The following is a 20,520-nucleotide window of genomic DNA, read 5'->3' on the forward strand; positions in this document are numbered from 1 at the left end:
TGTCGCTCACCCCAGTCACATAGTTATCTATGCTCCTGGGGACTCACTCCCTTGCTGCCTTTAAGCAACTCGAATTATTTTGGGTATAGAATAGGTTTACAAGCTGTGTTATCGCGGAAGACATGATTAAGGCAACCGTGCGTGTGGATATAAAGAGAGTACCCCTGTAAACTGTGTCTGAAAAAAGTATGCGCTATAGTGCGGGCTGTTTATTTGAAATACTATCTGGAGCTGATTCTGGATGTGATTATGTGCCTCACACATTGAAGTGAGAGTTATTTTTGGCGGTATCTGGCTGGAGGCTGGGTGGTAAAAAGACGTAATTTATTGCATTTTAATAACGGTGCCCGGTCAGAGCGCGATCTTGGGGATCTGGTCACTAAAGTTTTTGAGAAAGCGGCGAAAAAAGAACCGCAACCGCTATACACATTTAGCCTGCCGTTGCTGAGTGTGCAGGATGAGATCCGTGTTTTCTGTAAGAAAAAAAATATCAAAATAGGGTACGATACGCTGTTTATGGAAATAACCTTTTCTGCTGACAGAGAAGCGGTAGATGAACTCATTAAACACTTTTTTACTGAAAATAAGCTCTATTTGAGAGGGCGGTATTATCTGTCCGCGGCGGTGGTATAAGTTAGCATGAGTATAATATAGCGAGAAACCCATCTCTCGCTTTTGTGTGGGGCGAGCGCTTCCTGGCGGAAAATCTGCGCCCTGATCCTCCTTTTGTGCGTTAACTTCCGGAATCCTCCTCATTTCGTGTTAATCTGGCCCCTGATGGTTGCCATCCAAACTGCCTGCAAAAAAATTATTTTTATCCGCTGCAATGTAAGAGGCCTACAGGCGGAAGTCATCACTGAGGAAAAGCGTTATGAAAATGGAACCATTAAACGAGAACGAGCTGGAATGGCTGGATGATGTGCTGACGAAATACAATACCGATCAGGCCATTTTGGATGTCGCGGAGCTGGACGGTCTGATTACTGCGGTACTAAGTTCTCCGCGTCCCATCGAGCCGGAACAGTGGCTGGTCGCGATATGGGGGGGACCCGCGTACGTACCGCGCTGGACATCTGAAAAAGAAATGACGCGATTTATGGATCTGGTGTTCCAGCACATGGCGGACACAGCCGCCCGGCTTGAAGATTATCCAGAACAGTTCGAGCCGCTGTTTGGCCTGCGAGAAGTTGATGGCCATGAATTAACGATTGTTGAAGAATGGTGCTTTGGTTACATGCGCGGAGTGTCGCTGTCCGACTGGTCTGACTTGCCGGATACGTTAAAACCGGCGCTGGAAGCGATTGCCTTACACGGCACTGAAGAAAACTTTGCTCTGTTGGATAAAATGAGCCTGGAAGCGTTCGATAAAAGCGTTGATGCTATCCGTATCGCGGCGCTTGAGCTGCATGCCTGGTGGATGGCGCATCCGCACACGACGCCGCTACAGATGCCGATAAAAGCAGAGGTGAAAGTGGGGCGTAACGATCCTTGTCCATGCGGGAGCGGCAAAAAATTTAAGCAGTGCTGCCTGCATTAATGGCTCGTACACGGCCATAGCGTGATGATTATCGCGCCTGGACGGCGTCCGGGCCCGGTAATCTTTGCCTGGCATTAACCTGGATCGGGTAGGAACCCCAGAGCGATCGAAAACTGGACGCCAATCACGACAATGCCGCAGATAAACACCAGCGCCAGCGCTGGCGTGCCGCCTGCCACACGATATCCCGCCTGAGGGTTCTGTTTACGGCATTGCCAGACCAGCATGGCAGGGATGAGCAGTGCCAGCACTGCCAGCGCTACGCCGGCATAGCCTAATGCCATCACAAATCCGCGTGGGTAGAAAAGCGCAAACGCCAGCGGCGGAAGAAAGGTAATCAGCCCGGTTTGCAGACGTCCGGACACCGTACTGCGGCGCTGGAAGAGATCGGCCAGGTAATCAAATAATCCTAGCGCTACGCCCAGAAAAGAGGTCGCCAGCGCCAGATCGGCGAACAGGTGGACCGCCAGTTCGACATGTGGCGAAGCGACCACTTCTCTGAGTGCCTGCAGCAGGCCATTTAACCCGGCATGGCTGGCCAGTAGCCCTCTGAATGTCGGCGAGTCGATACTTCCCAGCGTGGCGAGCTGCCAAAAAATATAGGCCACTAGCGGAATGGCGCTACCCGTCATAAAGACCCAACGCAGCCGGCGAATATTGCCGTTCATATAACTCACAATACTCGGTACGCTTCCGTGAAAACCAAACGAGGTGAAAATAACCGGTATGGCGGATAACGCCAGCCCCTGCTGTAAAGGAAGCGTAAGAAGATTTACTTTATGAATATGTGGCGTGAGCAACGCAAGCATGATGACCAGAAAAATGATCTTTGCGCTAAACAGGAAGCGGTTAAAAAGGTCGACCAGCGAGGTGCCCACACACACCACCCCACCGGCAACAAAGGTGAACAGCAGTACTCCGGCAGCGGGCGAGAGCGTGGCGCCAAGCCAGTTATTAATACTGGATGCCAGTAATTCTCCGGCTCCGGAAATGTAGGCGGCGGTGAGCGCATACATTAAGAACATCATACTGAATCCCGTAAGCCACTGTCCGTAACGTCCAAGATAGCGTTTTGCCAACGAGCCCAGCCCGGTATCCGCCGGAACGTGTTGATATACCTCCAGTAATAGTAGTGCGGTATAACACATCAGCGCCCACAGGCCAATCAACAATCCCAGCGTGACGCTGAAACCAACGCCAGCCGCTGCCAGCGGCATTGCCAGCATCCCGGCGCCGATAGTGGTGCCTGCCACGATAAAAATACTGCCCAGAGTTCTGTTTTTCACGCTTTCTACTACCCCGGTAACAAAGAACGGTGATATCCGCGGCGCAGGGTAAGGCATTATGCTATTTTCGTCAAATGGTCGTTACAATGGGTGTACTGTAAAATTTACAGTTCCGGGCATAAAAGTGAATATGGGAGGAGACGCGGACAACCGCCGCAAACCTGCGCTAGCGCAAAGTCGCTCGCACAAGGACACATTAGGCTACGAGTTTTATTCAGGAGGGATTATGGATTCCATTCACGGTCACGAAGTACTCAACATGATGATTGAGTCTGGCGAGCAGTACACGCATACCTCGCTGGAGGCGGCAATAAAAGCGCGCTTTGGCGAGCGGGCACGATTTCACACCTGTTCAGCGGCAGATATGACGGCGGCGGAACTGGTCGCGTTTCTGGCGGCGAAAGGAAAGTTTATTGCCGTGGAGGACGGTTTTTCAACGCATGAGAGTAAAATCTGCCGCCATTAATACGCCACGGTGAGAGCGCGTCTCACCGTGTAAGGACGTGCTGGATTAATTTTGTGTATCCAGTGTGGAGAGTTCTTTATCAATGAAATAAAGCCCTTCGCCGCTTTTTCCCGCCAGCGTTAATTTATCAATAATAGATTTGAACAATTTTTCTTCTTCATGCTGCTCGGCCACATACCACTGCAAGAAATTAAATGTCGGATAATCCTGGCTGGTCATTGCGGCATGAGCCAGTTCATTAATTTTTTGCGTAATAATCTGCTCATGCTCATAGGTAGCGCGGAACAGCTCATCCAGTGAGGCGTATTCAGCGAAGGGCGAAGAAACGGTATTAATGCGCGGCAGGCTTCCGGTATCGGTAAGGTAGTCAAACAGGCGCTGCATATGCGTCATCTCTTCTTGCGCATGGCGACGAAGAAATGCGGCCGCGCCTTCAAAACTGTGATAGCTGCACCACGCGCTCATTTGTTGATAGAGCAGGGAGGAGTATAACTCCAGATTCATTTGCTCATTCAGTTTGTCGATCATTTCTGTTTTCAGCATGGTTCCGCTCCACAAATAGCAAAAGATATACGGTAATGTGGCGCCACTATAATTTGTTATTTTATTATTTGCAAAAGGTAAAATATTAAATTTAATTATTAAAAATACGAATGGGAATAAAACGCATTAACGCCAGTGTATAGGGTATAAAAATAAAGGAAAGCCAGCATCTTCATGCTGGCAATAGCGACCCTGCACTCTCCTCTATTGTAGATGGTGTCGGCGTTAAGCCAGCCGCCTTAATAATAAAGCGGCATGATTTGCGGGACGGCAACGCCCCGGCACTGCCAGGAGAGGGTAAATCGGGTGTTCAGACACAACGAGCCCGCATAAATGCTACAGGTTCCTACCGGCTGACCAAACGAAACGGCATCGGCATAGCCCATCTGCTGGCATTCGCGTGTTGCGGTCCCGTGAGATACATAGTCATCTGTCCGTGAAGTAAAAAATAGCGGCTGGTTATACGTCAAGCGCACGATGCCGCTTATCGGGCTGGCTTCGCTGACCTGCGCTTGTCGAGTAATGGTGCATCCCGTCAGGGCTAGCAGTGAAAGAGTAAAAATAAGAGGCTTCATAAAATCGCTCCGACAATTCGGTATCAGACCATGCTACCTCGTGTCTTGCACCGTCAATGGCTGGAATAACTTACGGATTCGCCTTGATTAAAGGTAACGGCAGGAGGTTTACAGCGGGAACAGAAAATGTGTGAGCGTCTCTTCATTTAATGAAACTTAGTTTCATTAAATTTGAATGCGTGTTCTTAAGTGTGTAGTGTGGGCAAAACGTCATGATTTACGCAGACGCGACCGTCTGCATTCAGGAGGAACACGATGAAAATTGCACTGATGATGGAAAATAGCCAGGCCAGCAAAAATGCCATCATTTATAACGAACTTAGCGCCGTCGCCAATGAAAAGGGATTTCCCGTTTTTAACGTTGGCATGTGCGACGAAAATGACCATCACCTGACGTACATTCACTTGGGCATCATGGCAAGTATTCTGCTTAATGCAAGCGCGGTTGATTTTGTGGTCACTGGCTGTGGCACCGGTCAGGGCGCGCTGATGTCGTTAAATATTCATCCAGGTGTCATTTGTGGCTATTGCATCGATCCGGCAGATGCTTTTCTGTTTGCGCAGATCAACAACGGCAATGCGTTGTCCCTGCCGTTTGCGAAAGGCTTTGGCTGGGGCGCTGAGCTGAACGTGCGTTTCATCTTTGAAAAAGCGTTTACCGGGCGTAAAGGCGAGGGGTATCCGCCTGAGCGCAAAGCGCCGCAGGTACGCAATGCGGGCATTTTGAACCAGGTTAAGGCCGCGGTCGTCAAAGAGAATTATCTGGATACACTGCGGGCTATCGATCCTGAACTGGTTAAAACGGCGGTTTCAGGGCCGCGTTTCCAGCAATGTTTGTTCGAAAACGGCCAGAATAAAGAAATAGAAGCGTTTGTACGTGAGATGCTGGGGTAATGCCCAGACAAGCCAGAGACGTTTCGCGCCTGTCGGCTGGCATGATGTGCCGATAATACGCCAGTAGCGACAGGCACCACCTCTGGCAAACAGATCAGAAACGGTATAGGCCGGATAAGCTGCTTCGCGTTGCTATCCGGCTAATAACGTCTCAATATTGTCGCTCGGGGAGCCGCTATCAGTGATGCTGATAGGTCACGACGTTAAGGAGATGCTGATCGGTTTGCGCCAGGCATAACCCTGCTCGTTTAGCGCTGCGAACTTCTTCGAGAATAGTTTGTAAAAGTACGCCATCCTGCTGCTGCTCTTTTTCCAGGGTATGGAGAAAATCGAGCGTTGAGGCATCATTCAGCGCTTTCGCTTCATCTGCCAGACGCGACAGCGTGCTGGCGCGTTGCTGATAATCCTCCAGGGTTTTCTGGAATAATTCTTCCAGAGAGCAGAGCTCTTCACCCGGAACGTCAATGGCTTTAACGATAGGGGTGGCACCGGCGTTTTTCATAAAATTAAACATGCGCATCATTTGCGTCACGTTGCCTTGCGCCTGGGTACGAAGAAAGGTGGCGGTGCCTGTTAAACTGTGTTCAGAACACCATTCGCTTAGATGGAGGTAAAGATTTGATGCGTAAAACTCAAGGTTCATTGGCGTGTTGAGCTTTTGAACCATTCCTACAGCTGCCATAACAATATCCTTATTTCCAGAAAGTGTTGATGTGCATGACAGACGAGAATGCAACGGGCCGTTGTCACATTCTTACCTCTATGCACAATAAATACTCTTAGCAGAAGAACTCCGTTCCGCCAGTCCCTTATGCGATCTCATTTCCTGTTTATCGATCGGTAATGAGAATAGCGCGTCAATAAAAATAAGAAAATCCTTAAATGCCATTGTTTATCTTTTTTTACATTTTCAGCGGTGTGATTTTTTCAGGTGTAATGATTTTTGACGCGGTATGATTTCAACCATTTGAAATATAAAGAATATTATGTTTTTTGTGATTTATGAAACATTGTTTCAGATCATGTGATGGGCCTTTCAAGTATGGTAATCTCAATAAAATAAACATTAGCCAGTCTGGATATCACACGCATGAATGGTTGATAGCAAATATGCCTGTTTTTATAAAATAGCCAATTTTGCGGTAGATCATTTTTAATGTCATTAATCATACGAGCACGTTATTCGATTGAGCGCAGTTTTGATGGGTGACTCGTTAACAAGGAGCAGTCAATGAAAAAGGTCGCGGTGCTGTTGGCACCAGGATTTGAAGAAGCAGAGGCCATTGTTACTCTTGATATTCTGCGACGTTTGCATATCGACGTCGAAACGCTGGCGTGTGCTGAATCACGGGCGGTGGTGAGTTACCATGATATTCCTATGGTTGCGGACAGCACGCTGAGTGAACGCCAGCAGGCGCTTTTCGATGCGGTAGTGCTGCCGGGCGGTCCGCAGGGGAGCGCTAATCTGGCGGCTAATCCGGCGGTGATCGCTTTCGTTGCGCGTCATGATGCGGCAGGCAAATTAATTTGTCCTATCTGTTCCGCGGCGGCAAGGGTGCTGGGTGCTCACGGATTGCTGAAGGGGCGTCGTTATGTCTGTTCCGGCGACCTGTGGAAAGCGGTTCCGGAAGGTGTCTATGTGGATGCGCCCGTTGTTGAAGATGGTAATTTAATTAGCGGCAAAGGCTTGGGTCATGTCTTTGATTTCGCGCTAACCCTTTCCGCCAGACTGTTGGGAGACGATGCGCCGGTTCGCGAACAGGCTGAACATATCTATTATCCCTGGTAATCGTTATTCACCCTGGGCCGTAAGGATTAGCTGGCTGATGTTATGGATTAATGTGCTGGCTTTCCTGCCTTTTGGCTGATGAATTCGCTCTGGGTTATGTCAGTTTCCGCTAAAACTATTCCTGCCATCAGCATTTATCTAATGAATGAAAGACAGTGCACCGTTTTACGTCTTCTCTAACAAGAATCGTTTGATTTTACCCTACATAAAAAACGCTAAAGCAGGTCAATGACTTCCCTGGGTTATGAGTTAATCGTTATTTCTGCGTGCGTATTAAGGGGCGTTTTCCTGAGAGGCGGCCTCGGAAAAATCTCATATGTGGTGGCGAGCGTACTGATATCAGGAACGGTGGAGAACGCGATGAACCTGCTCAACATTTCACCTTTTGCACAGTACGTGGTTCGCGGCTGAATCCTTCTGGCAGCAGTTATCTTCGACCATTATAAGCAAAAAGCGAAGCGTATGATTTGATGAATTAACACTCAACTAAACAGTATAGCTTCACGTCATCGCCAACCGCTACCCCGGCTGGCGATGACCTTTCTAAATGGCGAGCAGCGTCACACTGTCTATACTTACATGACTAATGAGACCGTTTGTGAGTCTCAATATGATGATAAGGAGGAGACCAGGGTGGCAGAACCGTTAACCGTATCCCCCGAACTCACTGCGAACTATGCGTATTTTTTTGACCTTGATGGCACATTGGCAGAGATAAAGCCTCATCCCGATCAGGTAGTGGTACCGCATAAAATCCTTCAGTTGTTAGACCGTCTCGCGGCGCACAACGCAGGGGCACTGGCATTGATTTCAGGGCGTTCAATGACTGAGCTGGATGCTTTGGCGAAGCCTTTTCGCTTTCCGCTCGCTGGCGTTCACGGGGCAGAGCGTCGTGACATCAATGGTAAAACCCATATCGTGCGCCTTCCTGAAGCGGTAGTCCGTGAGGTGGAGGCGTTATTACGTTCGACGCTTGTAGCGCTGCCCGGAACGGCGCTGGAGACGAAGGGGATGGCGTTTGCGCTGCACTACCGTCAGGCTCCGGAACATGAAGCGGCGCTATTGGCGCTTGCGCAACACGTTACGCAGCACTGGCCGCAACTGGCGTTGCAGCCTGGTAAATGTGTTGTTGAAATAAAACCTAAGGGAACCAATAAAGGCGAAGCGATTGCCGCCTTTATGCAGGAGGCGCCCTTTGCGGGACGGATTCCCGTTTTTGTGGGCGACGATTTGACCGATGAGGCTGGCTTTGGCGTGGTGAATCACGCTGGCGGAATTTCCGTAAAAGTGGGCGTCGGGGCAACCCAGGCGGCATGGCGGCTGGAAAGCGTATCCGATGTCTGGCGCTGGCTGGAGCAAATCAATTATCCACAACAAGAACAACAAGTAATGAATAACAGGAGAGATGGCTATGAGTCGTTTAGTCGTAGTATCTAATCGAATTGCCCCCCCGGATAATAAAGGCGGTGCCGGCGGCCTCGCCGTTGGCGTGCTTGGCGCGCTAAAAGCGGCTGGCGGGTTGTGGTTCGGCTGGAGTGGCGAGACAGGTAACGAGGATGAGCCATTAAAAAAGGTGACAAAAGGTAATATTACCTGGGCATCGTTTAACCTGAGTGAACAAGATTACGAAGATTATTACTGTCAATTTTCCAATGCGGTTCTCTGGCCAGCGTTCCACTATCGTCTGGACCTGGTACAGTTTCAGCGTCCTGCATGGGAAGGCTATATGCGGGTGAATGCGTTATTAGCGGATAAGTTATTGCCCCTCATTAAAGAGAACGACATTATTTGGGTGCATGACTACCACCTGTTACCGTTTGCCAGCGAGCTGCGTAAACGCGGCGTGAACAACCGAATTGGTTTTTTCCTGCATATTCCATTCCCGACCCCGGAGATTTTTAACGCCTTACCGCCGCATGATGAACTGCTGGAGCAGTTGTGTGACTTTGATCTGCTCGGGTTCCAGACCGAAAATGATCGCCTGGCTTTTCTGGATAGCCTTTCGAGTCAAACGCGAGTCACGACTCGCAGCGGCAAGCAGCATATCGCGTGGGGTAAAGACTTCCAGACAGAAGTGTATCCTATCGGTATTGAGCCCGATGAGATTGCTCTACAGGCTGCCGGGCCGTTGCCGCCAAAACTGGCGCAGCTCAAGGCGGAACTGAAAAATGTAAAGAATGTTTTTTCCGTTGAGCGGCTGGATTATTCGAAAGGGCTGCCGGAACGCTTCCTGGCGTATGAAGCGCTACTGGAAAATTACCCGCAGCATCGGGGAAAAATTCGTTATACCCAAATTGCGCCTACGTCACGCGGCGAAGTACAGGCATATCAGGATATTCGCCACCAGCTTGAGACGGAAGCAGGCCGGATTAATGGGAAATATGGACAATTGGGCTGGACGCCGCTCTATTATCTGAATCAGCATTTCGACCGTAAACTGTTAATGAAGATATTCCGTTATTCAGACGTCGGGCTCGTCACCCCGTTGCGTGACGGGATGAACCTGGTGGCGAAAGAGTTTGTCGCCGCGCAGGACCCCGCTAATCCTGGCGTATTGGTATTGTCACAGTTTGCCGGCGCGGCGAATGAACTGACGTCGGCGTTAATCGTCAATCCTTACGATCGGGATGACGTGGCGGCGGCGCTCAATCGCGCGTTAACGATGCCCCTTGCCGAGCGTATTTCGCGCCATGCGGAAATGCTGGACGTGATCGTTAAAAATGACATTAACCGCTGGCAGGAACGTTTTATTCATGACCTAAAGGAGGTCACGCCGCGTAGCCCTGAGCGTCAGCAGCAGAACAACGTGGCGACGTTCCCTAAGCTGGCCTGAAATATCGCGAGCGGCGACTAGTCGCCCGCTAACGGTACCAGCAACACATCTACCTGGCTGGCGCTGACGACACTTTTTGCCGAGCAGGATGCGCGCGAAAAGAAACTATGGTTATGGTTGCCGCAAATGACCAGATCAACATGGTGTTTGCGGCACACAGCCAAAATATGCTGGCTTAACTCACCTGATGCGATGAAAGTTTGTTCAATCGGATAATCCGCCTTTTCCCCCAGCATCTTAAGAAAATTCTCGGTTTCCTCATGCATAACCGCGCGTAAATCCTCCATCATGGGCGCGGCGAACTGGTTATACAGTTCGGGATCGGAAGCGAGAGTAATCAGGCTTACTTTCGCCTGAACAGGGCGGGCGATAGAGACCGCTTTAGCCAGTAGCTGGTGACTTTCCGGGGTGACGGCAACGGCGACAAGAATATGGGTGTAGCTCATAACTCGCTCCTTTATTGCAAGAATATGAGATTGTGCTTTAGCTTTACTCTGTTTATCGCATTTCTGCAATGCGGTAATGCCACATTAATGTGAAGGGTATCATAATTAATCATTAATTATTCTTATGTAAAGAATCGTGGCATAAGACACTTTTTACACACCACCAGGATACTTTATTTAAACGGGTGAAAAATGAAAGCTAAAAGTTAAATCAAATGAGCTTATTTTTAACAGAAGAGGGCGTATGCTTTGACGAGATTAATTAATAACGTTTAATATTTAAGCTACTGTTTACTAAAGGTAAAATAAAAACGTTTCTACAATAGAAATAATAGCCTGCTATCTATTACTCTGGGGGTATTTTAACAGAGAGAAACAAAAAATAATTTGGTGTTGACGTGCCCCTATTCAGCTGTGTGGAATAGAAAAAGTGAACATTAGGTTATTAATTAAACAAAGTAAAAGCCATGCTGATGGTTTTATCGTAAGTATTCTGTTAAATTATGTGATGTACATCACATATTTTCTAAAATCGCCGTCCCGCTCCGTTGTATGTCACGAAGCTGACGAGTAGAGTTGCGTCGAATTAGGAAAAATCTTAGGCATTTGTAAAAATTGATGTAAACGTGTAAGGCGAATCTCAGTGGGAGGCTGCGTTATACGTCACAATGTCTGAGCGCTGCTATGCATTTGACCTTTTTGCTTCTTTTACCGGGCCTTCCCGGCGACATCACGGGGTGCGACTACGTCGCACAAAAATAAAGTTGGTTATTCTGGATGGGAACAATGCATACATCCGAGTTGCTAAAACACATTTATGACATCAATTTGTCATATTTACTCCTTGCACAGCGTTTGATCGTCCAGGACAAAGCATCTGCGATGTTCCGCCTCGGTATCAACGAAGAGATGGCAAACACATTGGGCGTGTTGACCCTGCCGCAGATGGTCAAACTGGCGGAGACGAACCAGTTAGTTTGCCATTTCCGGTTTGACGATCATCAGACGATCACCCGTTTGACTCAGGATTCGCGCGTCGATGATTTACAGCAGATTCACACAGGTATCATGCTTTCAACGCGTCTGCTCAATGAAGTGGACGATACGGCGCGTAAGAAAAGGGCATGATAATGAGTGAAAAAAGCATTGTTCAGGAAGCTCGCGATATCCAGTTGGCGATGGAGTTGATTAATCTTGGCGCTCGTCTGCAAATGCTGGAAAGCGAAACACAGCTCAGCCGTGGTCGCCTCATCAGGCTGTACAAAGAATTACGCGGTAGCCCGCCGCCTAAAGGGATGCTGCCATTTTCGACAGACTGGTTTATGACCTGGGAGCAAAATATTCATGCCTCCATGTTCTGCAACGCCTGGCAATTTTTACTGAAGACCGGCTTATGCAGCGGTGTGGATGCGGTGATTAAAGCTTATCGGCTTTATCTTGAGCAGTGTCCGCAACCGCCTGAAGGGCCGTTGTTGGCGCTGACCCGCGCATGGACTCTGGTGCGTTTTGTTGAAAGCGGATTGCTCGAATTGTCGAGCTGCAACTGCTGCGGCGGAAACTTTATCACCCATGCGCATCAGCCCGTGGGCAGCTTTGCGTGTAGTTTATGCCAGCCGCCATCCCGCGCAGTAAAAAGACGTAAACTTTCCCGAGATGCTGCCGATATTATTCCACAACTGCTGGATGAACAGATCGAACAGGCTGTTTAACCGAAACGGTGTGGACAAACACTCCAGCAGCGGTAAGTCATTACCGCTGCTTTTTTTTGCCTTGCCTTCGCGTTAATCGCCCGACTGCGCATCCTGTCATAGTCAACAGCGGAAGGATGATGTCGTGCTTATCTTATTAGGTTACCTGGTGGTTATCGGTACAGTTTTCGGCGGTTATGTCATGACCGGCGGACACCTTGGGGCACTCTATCAACCCGCTGAACTGGTCATCATTGGCGGCGCGGGGATAGGGGCGTTCATTGTCGGCAACAACGGGAAGGCCATCAAAGGCACGATGAAAGCGATCCCGTTGTTATTTCGTCGTTCGAAATACACAAAATCTATGTACATGGATTTGCTGGCGTTGCTCTATCGCCTGATGGCCAAATCACGCCAGCAGGGGATGTTCTCCCTTGAACGCGATATTGAAAATCCGAAAGAGAGTGAAATCTTCGCCAGTTATCCGCGTATTCTGGCCGATGCGGTAATGCTTGATTTTATTGTCGATTATCTGCGCCTGATCATCAGCGGCAACATGAATACGTTCGAAATTGAAGCGTTGATGGATGAAGAGATTGAAACCCATGAAAGCGAGGCGGAAGTCCCGGCCAACAGTCTGGCGATGGTGGGGGATTCGCTGCCTGCCTTTGGTATCGTCGCGGCGGTAATGGGGGTGGTTCACGCTCTGGCTTCTGCCGATCGCCCGGCAGCGGAGTTAGGGGCGCTGATTGCCCATGCCATGGTAGGTACGTTCCTCGGTATTTTACTGGCTTATGGATTCATTTCACCGTTAGCGACCGTTTTGCGCCAGAAGAGCGCCGAAACCACCAAGATGATGCAGTGCGTAAAAATTACACTGCTGTCTAATCTGAACGGCTATGCGCCGCCGATTGCCGTGGAATTTGGACGTAAAACGCTTTATTCCAGTGAGCGTCCATCGTTTATTGAGCTGGAAGAACATGTTCGCGCAGTAAGAAACCCAAACCAGCAGCAGACGACTGAGGAAGCATGAAAAATCAGGCTCATCCTATTGTCGTCGTAAAACGCCGCAGGCACAAACCGCACGGCGGCGGGGCGCACGGCTCCTGGAAAATTGCCTATGCCGATTTTATGACGGCGATGATGGCTTTTTTTCTGGTGATGTGGCTGATTTCCATCTCCAGCCCTAAAGAATTAATTCAGATTGCCGAATATTTTCGTACGCCGTTGGCCACCGCGGTAACGGGGGGGAATCGGATTGCCAATAGCGAGAGCCCGATACCAGGCGGCGGCGATGATTACACCCAACAGCAGGGTGAAGTGGAAAAGCAGCCGAATATCGACGAGCTGAAAAAACGGATGGAGCAGAGTCGGTTAAACAAACTGCGCGGCGATCTGGATCAGCTGATCGAATCCGATCCCAAACTGCGCGCGTTACGTCCGCATCTGAAAATTGATTTAGTTCAGGAGGGGTTGCGCATCCAGATTATCGACAGCCAGAACCGCCCGATGTTTAAAACCGGCAGCGCCGAAGTTGAGCCGTATATGCGCGATATCTTGCGTGCGATTGCGCCAGTGTTAAACGGTATACCTAATCGCATTAGCCTGGCCGGCCATACCGATGACTTTCCCTACGCGAACGGCGAAAAAGGCTATAGCAACTGGGAGTTATCCGCCGATCGCGCCAATGCCTCGCGTCGTGAACTGGTCGCTGGCGGGCTGGATAACGGAAAAGTATTACGGGTGGTTGGCATGGCCGCCACGATGCGGCTGAGCGATCGTGGTCCTGATGACGCCATCAACCGTCGTATAAGCCTGCTGGTGTTAAACAAACAGGCGGAACAGGCCATTTTGCATGAAAACGCTGAAAGCCAGAATGAGCCGGTAAGTGTATTACAACAGCCTGCGGCAGCCCCGCCGGCAAGCGTACCCACATCGCCAAAAGCGGAACCGAGGTGATAGCGTGAGCATGGATATTAGCGATTTTTATCAGACATTTTTTGATGAAGCTGACGAGCTGTTGGCTGATATGGAGCAGCATCTGCTGGATTTGGTGCCGGAATCCCCGGACGCTGAACAACTGAACGCCATTTTTCGCGCGGCGCACTCCATTAAAGGCGGCGCGGGCACATTCGGCTTCACTATTCTGCAGGAAACCACGCATTTAATGGAAAACCTGCTGGATGAAGCCCGACGCGGTGAAATGCAGCTCAATACCGACATTATCAACCTGTTTTTGGAAACGAAAGATATTATGCAGGAACAGCTCGACGCCTATAAAAACTCCGAAGAGCCGGATGCCGCAAGCTTCGAATATATCTGCAATGCGCTACGCCAGTTGGCGCTGGAGGCGAAAGGCGAAACCACGCCGGCGGTCGTAGAAACCGCGGCACTAAGCGCGGCGATCCAGGAAGAGAGCGTAGCCGAAACCGAATCGCCTCGTGACGAGAGTAAACTGCGCATTGTACTTTCACGGTTGAAAGCCAATGAGGTCGATCTGCTTGAAGAAGAGTTGGGCAACCTGGCTACTCTGACGGATGTCGTTAAGGGAGCGGATTCACTGTCGGCAACTCTGGATGGCAGCGTCGCGGAAGATGACATTGTCGCGGTGCTCTGTTTTGTCATTGAGGCCGATCAGATCGCTTTTGAAAAAGTGGTTGCCGCGCCGGTTGAAAAAGCGCAAGAGAAAACCGAGGTAGCGCCTCCGGCAGTCGTTGCGCCAGCCGCCAAAAGCGCGGCGCATGAACATCATGTGGGGCGTGAAAAACCTGCGCGTGAACGCGAGTCCACCAGTATTCGCGTGGCGGTAGAGAAAGTCGATCAGCTCATAAACCTGGTCGGCGAGTTAGTGATTACCCAGTCAATGTTGGCCCAGCGTTCTAATGAGCTGGACCCGGTAAACCACGGCGATCTCATTACCAGTATGGGTCAGTTACAACGTAACGCCCGCGACTTACAAGAGTCGGTGATGTCGATTCGCATGATGCCTATGGAGTACGTCTTCAGCCGTTTCCCGCGTCTGGTACGCGATTTAGCGGGCAAACTGGGCAAGCAGGTAGAGCTGACGCTGGTGGGGAGCTCCACTGAACTTGATAAAAGCCTGATCGAACGCATTATCGACCCGCTGACGCACCTGGTGCGCAACAGTCTCGACCACGGGATTGAAATGCCGGAAAAACGCCTTGAGGCGGGGAAAAATGTTGTCGGCAATCTGATCCTTTCCGCAGAACATCAGGGCGGGAATATTTGTATTGAAGTGACCGATGACGGCGCGGGGCTTAACCGTGAGCGTATCCTGGCGAAGGCCATGTCGCAGGGGATGGCGGTGAATGAAAACATGACTGACGATGAAGTAGGCATGTTGATCTTCGCGCCGGGATTCTCAACTGCGGAACAGGTCACGGATGTCTCCGGTCGCGGCGTTGGCATGGATGTGGTGAAACGTAACATTCAGGAGATGGGCGGTCACGTTGAGATCCAGTCAAAACAAGGCTCCGGCACCACGATTCGTATTCTGCTGCCGCTGACGCTGGCCATCCTCGATGGGATGTCGGTTCGCGTGGCGGGGGAAGTTTTTATCCTGCCGTTAAATGCGGTGATGGAGTCGCTGCAACCGCGTGAAGAGGATCTTCATCCGCTGGCGGGCGGCGAACGGGTTCTGGAAGTTCGCGGCGAGTATTTGCCGCTGGTCGAATTGTGGAAAGTGTTTGACGTGGACGGGGCGAAAACCGAAGCCACGCAGGGCATTGTTGTGATCCTGCAAAGCGCGGGACGCCGTTACGCGCTGCTGGTCGATCAGCTCATCGGCCAGCACCAGGTGGTGGTCAAAAATCTGGAAAGCAATTATCGCAAGGTACCGGGTATTTCCGCCGCGACGATCCTGGGCGACGGCAGCGTCGCGCTGATTGTTGATGTTTCCGCATTGCAGGGTTTAAACCGCGAACAACGTATGGCGATCACAGCCGCCTGATTGAGTGAGAAGGGAATAATATGACCGGTATGAGTAATGTAAGCAAACTGGCCGGCGAGCCGTCAGGTCAGGAATTCCTGGTGTTTACACTGGGAAATGAAGAGTACGGCATCGATATCCTGAAAGTACAGGAGATCCGTGGCTATGACCAGGTGACGCGCATCGCCAATACACCGGCCTTTATAAAAGGGGTGACTAACCTGCGCGGCGTGATTGTCCCCATTGTCGATCTGCGCGTGAAATTCTGCGAAGGCGACGTTGAGTATGATGACAATACGGTAGTGATCGTACTGAATCTGGGGCAACGCGTCGTCGGGATAGTGGTAGACGGCGTGTCTGACGTACTGTCGTTAACGGCGGAACAGATCCGTCCGGCGCCAGAATTTGCCGTGACCTTGTCAACAGAATATTTGACGGGATTAGGCGCGCTCGGCGAGCGTATGCTGATTCTGGTGAATATCGAAAAACTGCTTAACAGCGAAGAGATGGCGCTGCTGGATATCGCAGCATCACACGTCGCGTAATAACGTTGCCGGATGGCGTCGCGCCATCCGGCAATATTCACCGTTATGCTTCCGCCAGCGGTGAGAGTGCCTCTTCATCGCCCGCGCCCAGCCCCTGCATTTTGCGCCGGCATCGCCGCTGCGACACTATTATTGTCAATATCGTCTTCCGGAACAGCGTATTTCCTTTTTGCAAAAGTAAAGTTATCACCGCAGGTGCCGATAACGTTGATAACTCGTTATCAGGAAGGTGCCTTATGTTTAACCGTATCCGCGTTGTCACAATGCTGATGATGGTGCTGGGGGTTTTCGCACTGCTACAGCTTGTTTCCGGTGGTTTGCTGTTTTCTTCATTACAGCATAACCAACAAAGTTTTGTTATTTCTAACGAATTACGCCAGCAACAAAGCGAACTCACGTCGACATGGGACTTAATGCTGCAAACGCGCATTAACCTGAGCCGCTCCGCCGCACGCATGATGATGGACGCTTCTAACCAGCAGAGCAGCGCCAAAACGGATTTACTCCAGAATGCAAAAACGACCCTCGCACAGGCGGCGGCGCACTACGCCAATTTCAAAAACATGACGCCATTGCCAGTGATGGCGGAGGCCAGCGCGAACGTCGATGAAAAATATCAGCGCTATCAGGCCGCATTAACCGAACTTATTCAGTTTCTGGACAATGGCAATATGGATGCCTACTTCGCCCAGCCAACCCAGGGAATGCAAAACGCGTTGGGCGAGGCGCTGGGCAATTACGCCCGGGTGAGCGAAAACCTGTACCGCCAGACATTTGATCAAAGCGCTCATGACTACCGTTTTGCGCAATGGCAACTGGGGGTTCTTGCGGTCGTGCTGGTGCTGATTTTGATGGTGGTTTGGTTCGGCATTCGTCATGCCCTGCTTAACCCATTAGCGCGAGTGATTACTCATATCCGTGAAATTGCCAGCGGCGATCTGACGAAAACGCTCACCGTCTCAGGACGTAATGAAATTGGCGAACTGGCGGGAACGGTTGAACATATGCAACGCTCGCTGATTGACACCGTGACGCAGGTTCGTGAAGGTTCGGATGCGATTTATTCCGGCACCAGTGAAATTGCCGCCGGTAATACCGACCTCTCTTCCCGTACCGAACAGCAGGCCTCCGCTCTGGAGGAGACGGCGGCCAGCATGGAACAACTGACGGCCACCGTGAAGCAAAACGCCGATAATGCCCGTCAGGCTTCGCAACTGGCGCAAAGCGCCTCCGAGACCGCGCGTCATGGCGGCAAAGTGGTTGACGGCGTGGTAAACACCATGCACGAAATTGCCGACAGTTCGAAAAAAATCGCTGACATTATCAGCGTTATCGACGGTATTGCCTTCCAGACTAACATTCTGGCGCTGAACGCGGCGGTAGAAGCGGCGCGCGCGGGAGAGCAGGGGCGCGGTTTTGCGGTCGTGGCAGGCGAGGTGCGTAATCTGGCCAGCCGCAGCGCCCAGGCGGCGAAAGAAATAAAAGCGTTGATTGAAGATTCCGTCTCGCGTGTCGATACCGGTTCTGTGCTGGTGGAAAGCGCCGGGGAAACCATGACTGACATCGTCAATGCCGTTACGCGCGTCACGGATATCATGGGCGAAATCGCCTCCGCCTCGGATGAGCAAAGCCGGGGTATCGATCAGGTCGCTTTGGCCGTTTCCGAAATGGATCGCGTAACGCAACAGAACGCCTCGCTGGTTCAGGAATCCGCAGCGGCCGCCGCCGCGCTGGAAGAGCAGGCCAGCCGTCTGACCCAGGCGGTATCGGCTTTCCGCCTGGCATCGCGACCGCTGGCGGTAAATAAACCTGAGATGCGTTTGTCAGTGGACGCTCAGTCCGGCAATACGCCGCGGCCCTTAGCCGCCGGGGATGATGCGAACTGGGAAACCTTCTGATCGACGTGCGCTGTCGGTTATCGATTAATTTGCGAACCCGCCGATCCCTTTCGTCTGGTTCGCATAGATAAAAGCAAAAAATGTGTAATACGGGAAGCATGGCGCTGCCGCAGGGCGCGCCCGTTGTACTTTGAATGTGATTAAGAAGGCGCTATGACATCATCTCTGCCCTCCGGGCAAACGTCAGTATTGTTACAGATGACACAGCGCCTCGCGCTGTCCGACGCGCATTTTCGTCGGATATGTCAATTAATCTACCAGCGCGCAGGGATCGTGCTGGCCGACCATAAGCGGGATATGGTTTATAACCGCCTGGTCCGTCGGCTGCGTACCCTGGGACTGGATGATTTTGGCCGTTATCTCAGTATGCTGGAGGCTAACCAAAACAGCGCTGAGTGGCAGGCTTTTATCAACGCTCTGACTACCAACCTGACCGCCTTTTTTCGCGAGGCGCACCATTTTCCCATCCTTGCGGAACATGCGCGTCGCCGCCACGGCGAGTACCGCGTCTGGAGTGCGGCGGCATCGACAGGAGAAGAACCTTACAGTATCGCCATTACGCTGGCGGATGCGTTGGGGATGGCCCCCGGTCGCTGGAAAGTATTCGCCAGCGATATTGATACTGAAGTGCTGGAAAAAGCGAGAAGCGGTATTTATCGCCTCAGCGAACTGAAAACGTTATCGCCGCAGCAGCTACAACGCTACTTCATGCGCGGTACGGGGCCGCATGAAGGACTGGTGCGCGTGCGTCAGGAACTGGCCAATTATGTTGAATTTTCCTCCGTTAATTTGTTGGAAAAGCAGTACAACGTACCCGGTCCCTTTGACGCGATTTTTTGCCGTAACGTCATGATCTATTTTGATAAAACGACTCAGGAGGACATTCTGCGCCGTTTTGTTCCACTCCTTAAACCTGACGGACTGTTGTTTGCCGGTCACTCAGAAAACTTTAGCAACCTCGTGCGCGAGTTTAGCCTGCGCGGACAGACGGTGTATGCGCTAAGTAAGGATAAAGCATGAGTAAAATCAGGGTATTGTCAGTTGATGATTCCGCGCTAATGCGCCAAATCATGACTGAAATTATTAATAGCCATAGCGATATGGAGATGGTGGCGACTGCGCCGGACCCGTTGGTCGCCAGGGATCTCATCAAAAAATTTAATCCGGACGTATTGACCCTGGACGTTGAGATGCCGCGTATGGACGGCCTCGATTTTCTGGAAAAACTGATGCGCCTGCGACCGATGCCGGTGGTGATGGTCTCTTCGCTGACCGGGAAAGGTTCCGAAGTGACGCTACGGGCGCTGGAGTTGGGGGCCATCGATTTTGTCACCAAACCGCAGCTTGGCATTCGTGAAGGTATGCTGGCGTATAGCGAGATGATCGCCGAAAAAGTGCGTACCGCCGCGCGGGCCCGCATCGCCGCACATAAACCGATGGCGGCCCCGACAACCTTAAAAGCGGGTCCGCTGCTCAGTTCGGAAAAACTGATTGCTATCGGCGCTTCAACGGGCGGTACTGAAGCTATCCGACATGTGCTGCAACCGCTGCCGCTTTCCAGTCCGGCAGTGATTATTACGCAGCATATGCCGCCTGGCTTTACCCGCTCGTTTGCCGAGCGTCTGAATAAACTCTGTCAAATCAGCGTGAAGGAAGCCGAGGACGGCGAACGCGTATTGCCAGGTCATGCCTACATTGCGCCCGGCGACAAGCATATGGAGCTGGCGCGTAGCGGGGCGAATTATCAAATCAAAATTCATGATGGCCCGCCGGTAAACCGGCATCGGCCTTCCGTGGATGTGCTGTTTCATTCGGTGGCGAAACACGCGGGGCGCAACGCCGTAGGCGTCATTCTTACGGGGATGGGCAACGATGGCGCCGCTGGAATGTTAGCGATGTACCAGGCTGGCGCCTGGACCATTGCGCAAAACGAAGCAAGTTGTGTGGTGTTCGGCATGCCGCGCGAGGCCATCAATATGGGTGGCGTAAGCGAAGTGGTCGATCTTAGCCAGGTAAGCCAGCAGATGCTGGCGAAAATCAGTGCCGGACAGGCGATACGTATTTGAACCAG

The 20,520-nt window shown here is 51.2% G+C and carries 22 protein-coding genes and 1 pseudogene; 17 read left to right on the forward strand and 6 right to left on the reverse strand.

All coding sequences use genetic code 11. The features are described from left to right. Nucleotides 1-306 precede the first annotated feature (306 nt). Nucleotides 307-633 carry a glucose-6-phosphate dehydrogenase gene (locus ACLD4K_RS18645; RefSeq protein WP_183059899.1) on the forward strand — a complete coding sequence of 109 codons (327 nt, stop codon included), beginning with the start codon at nucleotides 307-309 and terminating at the stop codon, nucleotides 631-633. A 238-nt stretch (nucleotides 634-871) separates the two neighbouring features. Then, entirely contained in the window at nucleotides 872-1,537 is a 666-nt protein-coding gene (locus ACLD4K_RS18650) for a YecA family protein (RefSeq protein ID WP_411012318.1), read from the forward strand. Between the two features lie 74 nt (nucleotides 1,538-1,611). Here ACLD4K_RS18650 and tyrP read toward each other — a convergent pair whose 3' ends face one another. Beyond that, entirely contained in the window at nucleotides 1,612-2,823 is a 1,212-nt protein-coding gene (gene tyrP / locus ACLD4K_RS18655) for a tyrosine transporter TyrP (RefSeq protein ID WP_411012319.1), read from the reverse strand. Nucleotides 2,824-3,049: 226 nt separating this feature from the next. Between tyrP and ACLD4K_RS18660 the strand changes: the two genes are divergently transcribed. Next, nucleotides 3,050-3,289, forward strand: a complete 240-nt coding sequence (locus ACLD4K_RS18660) for a YecH family metal-binding protein (protein WP_274896586.1) — start codon at nucleotides 3,050-3,052, stop codon at nucleotides 3,287-3,289. 45 nt (nucleotides 3,290-3,334) lie between these two features. Here the strand turns inward: ACLD4K_RS18660 and ftnA are convergent, their stop codons facing one another. Then, nucleotides 3,335-3,832 carry a non-heme ferritin gene (gene ftnA / locus ACLD4K_RS18665; protein WP_061425070.1) on the reverse strand — a complete coding sequence of 166 codons (498 nt, stop codon included), beginning with the start codon at nucleotides 3,830-3,832 and terminating at the stop codon, nucleotides 3,335-3,337. Nucleotides 3,833-4,071: 239 nt separating this feature from the next. Then, nucleotides 4,072-4,407, reverse strand: a complete 336-nt coding sequence (locus ACLD4K_RS18670; protein WP_000803229.1) for a YecR-like lipofamily protein — start codon at nucleotides 4,405-4,407, stop codon at nucleotides 4,072-4,074. 255 nt (nucleotides 4,408-4,662) lie between these two features. Here ACLD4K_RS18670 and ACLD4K_RS18675 point away from each other — a divergent pair, with 255 nt between their 5' ends. After that, nucleotides 4,663-5,301, forward strand: a complete 639-nt coding sequence (locus ACLD4K_RS18675) for an RpiB/LacA/LacB family sugar-phosphate isomerase (protein ID WP_411012320.1) — start codon at nucleotides 4,663-4,665, stop codon at nucleotides 5,299-5,301. A 178-nt stretch (nucleotides 5,302-5,479) separates the two neighbouring features. Here the strand turns inward: ACLD4K_RS18675 and ACLD4K_RS18680 are convergent, their stop codons facing one another. After that, a complete protein-coding gene (locus tag ACLD4K_RS18680; RefSeq protein WP_000741707.1) occupies nucleotides 5,480-5,983 on the reverse strand; it encodes a non-heme ferritin-like protein in 504 nt (167 codons plus the stop codon). Nucleotides 5,984-6,532: 549 nt separating this feature from the next. Between ACLD4K_RS18680 and ACLD4K_RS18685 the strand changes: the two genes are divergently transcribed. The 4 genes and pseudogenes from ACLD4K_RS18685 (at nucleotide 6,533) to otsA (ending at nucleotide 9,923) form a co-directional block, all read left to right on the forward strand. Next, nucleotides 6,533-7,090: a DJ-1/PfpI family protein gene (locus ACLD4K_RS18685; RefSeq protein ID WP_000754800.1), complete on the forward strand. Its 558-nt coding sequence runs from the start codon at nucleotides 6,533-6,535 to the stop codon at nucleotides 7,088-7,090. A 228-nt stretch (nucleotides 7,091-7,318) separates the two neighbouring features. Further along, a pseudogene (araH, locus tag ACLD4K_RS18690) lies at nucleotides 7,319-7,501 on the forward strand (L-arabinose ABC transporter permease AraH); the annotation flags it as partial. Nucleotides 7,502-7,723: 222 nt separating this feature from the next. Continuing rightward, the gene (gene otsB / locus ACLD4K_RS18695) at nucleotides 7,724-8,527 is read left to right on the forward strand and encodes a trehalose-phosphatase (RefSeq protein ID WP_411012321.1); all 804 of its coding nucleotides are present in this window, start codon (nucleotides 7,724-7,726) and stop codon (nucleotides 8,525-8,527) included. Continuing rightward, entirely contained in the window at nucleotides 8,502-9,923 is a 1,422-nt protein-coding gene (gene otsA / locus ACLD4K_RS18700; RefSeq protein WP_411012322.1) for an alpha,alpha-trehalose-phosphate synthase, read from the forward strand. The genes otsB and otsA overlap by 26 nt, the downstream gene beginning before the upstream one ends. A gap of 17 nt (nucleotides 9,924-9,940) precedes the next feature. On the opposite strand, the gene uspC is transcribed toward otsA, so the two are convergent. Beyond that, nucleotides 9,941-10,369 carry a universal stress protein UspC gene (uspC, locus tag ACLD4K_RS18705; RefSeq protein ID WP_000122606.1) on the reverse strand — a complete coding sequence of 143 codons (429 nt, stop codon included), beginning with the start codon at nucleotides 10,367-10,369 and terminating at the stop codon, nucleotides 9,941-9,943. Nucleotides 10,370-10,380: 11 nt separating this feature from the next. Continuing rightward, complete coding sequence (locus ACLD4K_RS18710; protein ID WP_134947485.1) at nucleotides 10,381-10,482, reverse strand: hypothetical protein; 102 nt, start codon at nucleotides 10,480-10,482, stop codon at nucleotides 10,381-10,383. 673 nt (nucleotides 10,483-11,155) lie between these two features. On the opposite strand from ACLD4K_RS18710, the gene flhD reads away from it, so the two are divergent. The 9 genes from flhD to cheB all read left to right on the forward strand — a co-directional run bounded on the left by flhD (nucleotide 11,156) and on the right by cheB (nucleotide 20,515). Next, complete coding sequence (gene flhD, locus ACLD4K_RS18715; protein ID WP_179127226.1) at nucleotides 11,156-11,497, forward strand: flagellar transcriptional regulator FlhD; 342 nt, start codon at nucleotides 11,156-11,158, stop codon at nucleotides 11,495-11,497. Further along, nucleotides 11,494-12,078: a flagellar transcriptional regulator FlhC gene (gene flhC / locus ACLD4K_RS18720; RefSeq protein ID WP_000605987.1), complete on the forward strand. Its 585-nt coding sequence runs from the start codon at nucleotides 11,494-11,496 to the stop codon at nucleotides 12,076-12,078. The genes flhD and flhC overlap by 4 nt, the downstream gene beginning before the upstream one ends. Before the next feature lie 124 nt (nucleotides 12,079-12,202). Beyond that, nucleotides 12,203-13,090 carry a flagellar motor stator protein MotA gene (gene motA / locus ACLD4K_RS18725; RefSeq protein WP_000906312.1) on the forward strand — a complete coding sequence of 296 codons (888 nt, stop codon included), beginning with the start codon at nucleotides 12,203-12,205 and terminating at the stop codon, nucleotides 13,088-13,090. Continuing rightward, a complete protein-coding gene (gene motB / locus ACLD4K_RS18730; RefSeq protein WP_000795653.1) occupies nucleotides 13,087-14,016 on the forward strand; it encodes a flagellar motor protein MotB in 930 nt (309 codons plus the stop codon). Before motA ends, motB begins: the two co-directional genes overlap by 4 nt. Nucleotides 14,017-14,020: 4 nt before the next feature. Beyond that, nucleotides 14,021-16,027 carry a chemotaxis protein CheA gene (gene cheA, locus ACLD4K_RS18735; RefSeq protein WP_411012323.1) on the forward strand — a complete coding sequence of 669 codons (2,007 nt, stop codon included), beginning with the start codon at nucleotides 14,021-14,023 and terminating at the stop codon, nucleotides 16,025-16,027. Between the two features lie 20 nt (nucleotides 16,028-16,047). After that, on the forward strand, nucleotides 16,048-16,551 hold the full coding sequence (gene cheW / locus ACLD4K_RS18740; protein WP_000147295.1) for a chemotaxis protein CheW: 504 nt from the start codon (nucleotides 16,048-16,050) through the stop codon (nucleotides 16,549-16,551). Nucleotides 16,552-16,787: 236 nt separating this feature from the next. After that, the gene (gene tar, locus ACLD4K_RS18745) at nucleotides 16,788-18,449 is read left to right on the forward strand and encodes a methyl-accepting chemotaxis protein II (protein WP_411012324.1); all 1,662 of its coding nucleotides are present in this window, start codon (nucleotides 16,788-16,790) and stop codon (nucleotides 18,447-18,449) included. 153 nt (nucleotides 18,450-18,602) lie between these two features. Continuing rightward, the gene (gene cheR, locus ACLD4K_RS18750; RefSeq protein WP_000204370.1) at nucleotides 18,603-19,469 is read left to right on the forward strand and encodes a protein-glutamate O-methyltransferase CheR; all 867 of its coding nucleotides are present in this window, start codon (nucleotides 18,603-18,605) and stop codon (nucleotides 19,467-19,469) included. Beyond that, nucleotides 19,466-20,515, forward strand: a complete 1,050-nt coding sequence (cheB, locus tag ACLD4K_RS18755; protein WP_000036392.1) for a protein-glutamate methylesterase/protein glutamine deamidase — start codon at nucleotides 19,466-19,468, stop codon at nucleotides 20,513-20,515. Before cheR ends, cheB begins: the two co-directional genes overlap by 4 nt. The last annotated feature ends 5 nt before the right edge of the window (nucleotides 20,516-20,520 follow it).

Source organism: Salmonella sp. 741265055_HSA (assembly GCF_046569525.1).
Classification (GTDB): Bacteria; Pseudomonadota; Gammaproteobacteria; order Enterobacterales; family Enterobacteriaceae; genus Salmonella; species Salmonella enterica.

Coding starts and splice junctions, on each gene's coding strand:
- tar (WP_411012324.1), top strand. CDS start 16,788: ATGTTTAACCGTATCCGCGTTGTCACAATGCTGATGATGGTGCTGGGG.
- motB (WP_000795653.1), top strand. CDS start 13,087: ATGAAAAATCAGGCTCATCCTATTGTCGTCGTAAAACGCCGCAGGCAC.
- ACLD4K_RS18660 (WP_274896586.1), top strand. CDS start 3,050: ATGGATTCCATTCACGGTCACGAAGTACTCAACATGATGATTGAGTCT.
- cheW (WP_000147295.1), top strand. CDS start 16,048: ATGACCGGTATGAGTAATGTAAGCAAACTGGCCGGCGAGCCGTCAGGT.
- uspC (WP_000122606.1), bottom strand. CDS start 10,369: ATGAGCTACACCCATATTCTTGTCGCCGTTGCCGTCACCCCGGAAAGT.
- ACLD4K_RS18670 (WP_000803229.1), bottom strand. CDS start 4,407: ATGAAGCCTCTTATTTTTACTCTTTCACTGCTAGCCCTGACGGGATGC.
- ACLD4K_RS18675 (WP_411012320.1), top strand. CDS start 4,663: ATGAAAATTGCACTGATGATGGAAAATAGCCAGGCCAGCAAAAATGCC.
- cheR (WP_000204370.1), top strand. CDS start 18,603: ATGACATCATCTCTGCCCTCCGGGCAAACGTCAGTATTGTTACAGATG.
- ACLD4K_RS18680 (WP_000741707.1), bottom strand. CDS start 5,983: ATGGCAGCTGTAGGAATGGTTCAAAAGCTCAACACGCCAATGAACCTT.
- ACLD4K_RS18710 (WP_134947485.1), bottom strand. CDS start 10,482: ATGATTAATTATGATACCCTTCACATTAATGTGGCATTACCGCATTGC.
- ACLD4K_RS18650 (WP_411012318.1), top strand. CDS start 872: ATGAAAATGGAACCATTAAACGAGAACGAGCTGGAATGGCTGGATGAT.
- ACLD4K_RS18685 (WP_000754800.1), top strand. CDS start 6,533: ATGAAAAAGGTCGCGGTGCTGTTGGCACCAGGATTTGAAGAAGCAGAG.
- flhD (WP_179127226.1), top strand. CDS start 11,156: ATGCATACATCCGAGTTGCTAAAACACATTTATGACATCAATTTGTCA.
- ftnA (WP_061425070.1), bottom strand. CDS start 3,832: ATGCTGAAAACAGAAATGATCGACAAACTGAATGAGCAAATGAATCTG.
- flhC (WP_000605987.1), top strand. CDS start 11,494: ATGATAATGAGTGAAAAAAGCATTGTTCAGGAAGCTCGCGATATCCAG.
- cheB (WP_000036392.1), top strand. CDS start 19,466: ATGAGTAAAATCAGGGTATTGTCAGTTGATGATTCCGCGCTAATGCGC.
- otsA (WP_411012322.1), top strand. CDS start 8,502: ATGAGTCGTTTAGTCGTAGTATCTAATCGAATTGCCCCCCCGGATAAT.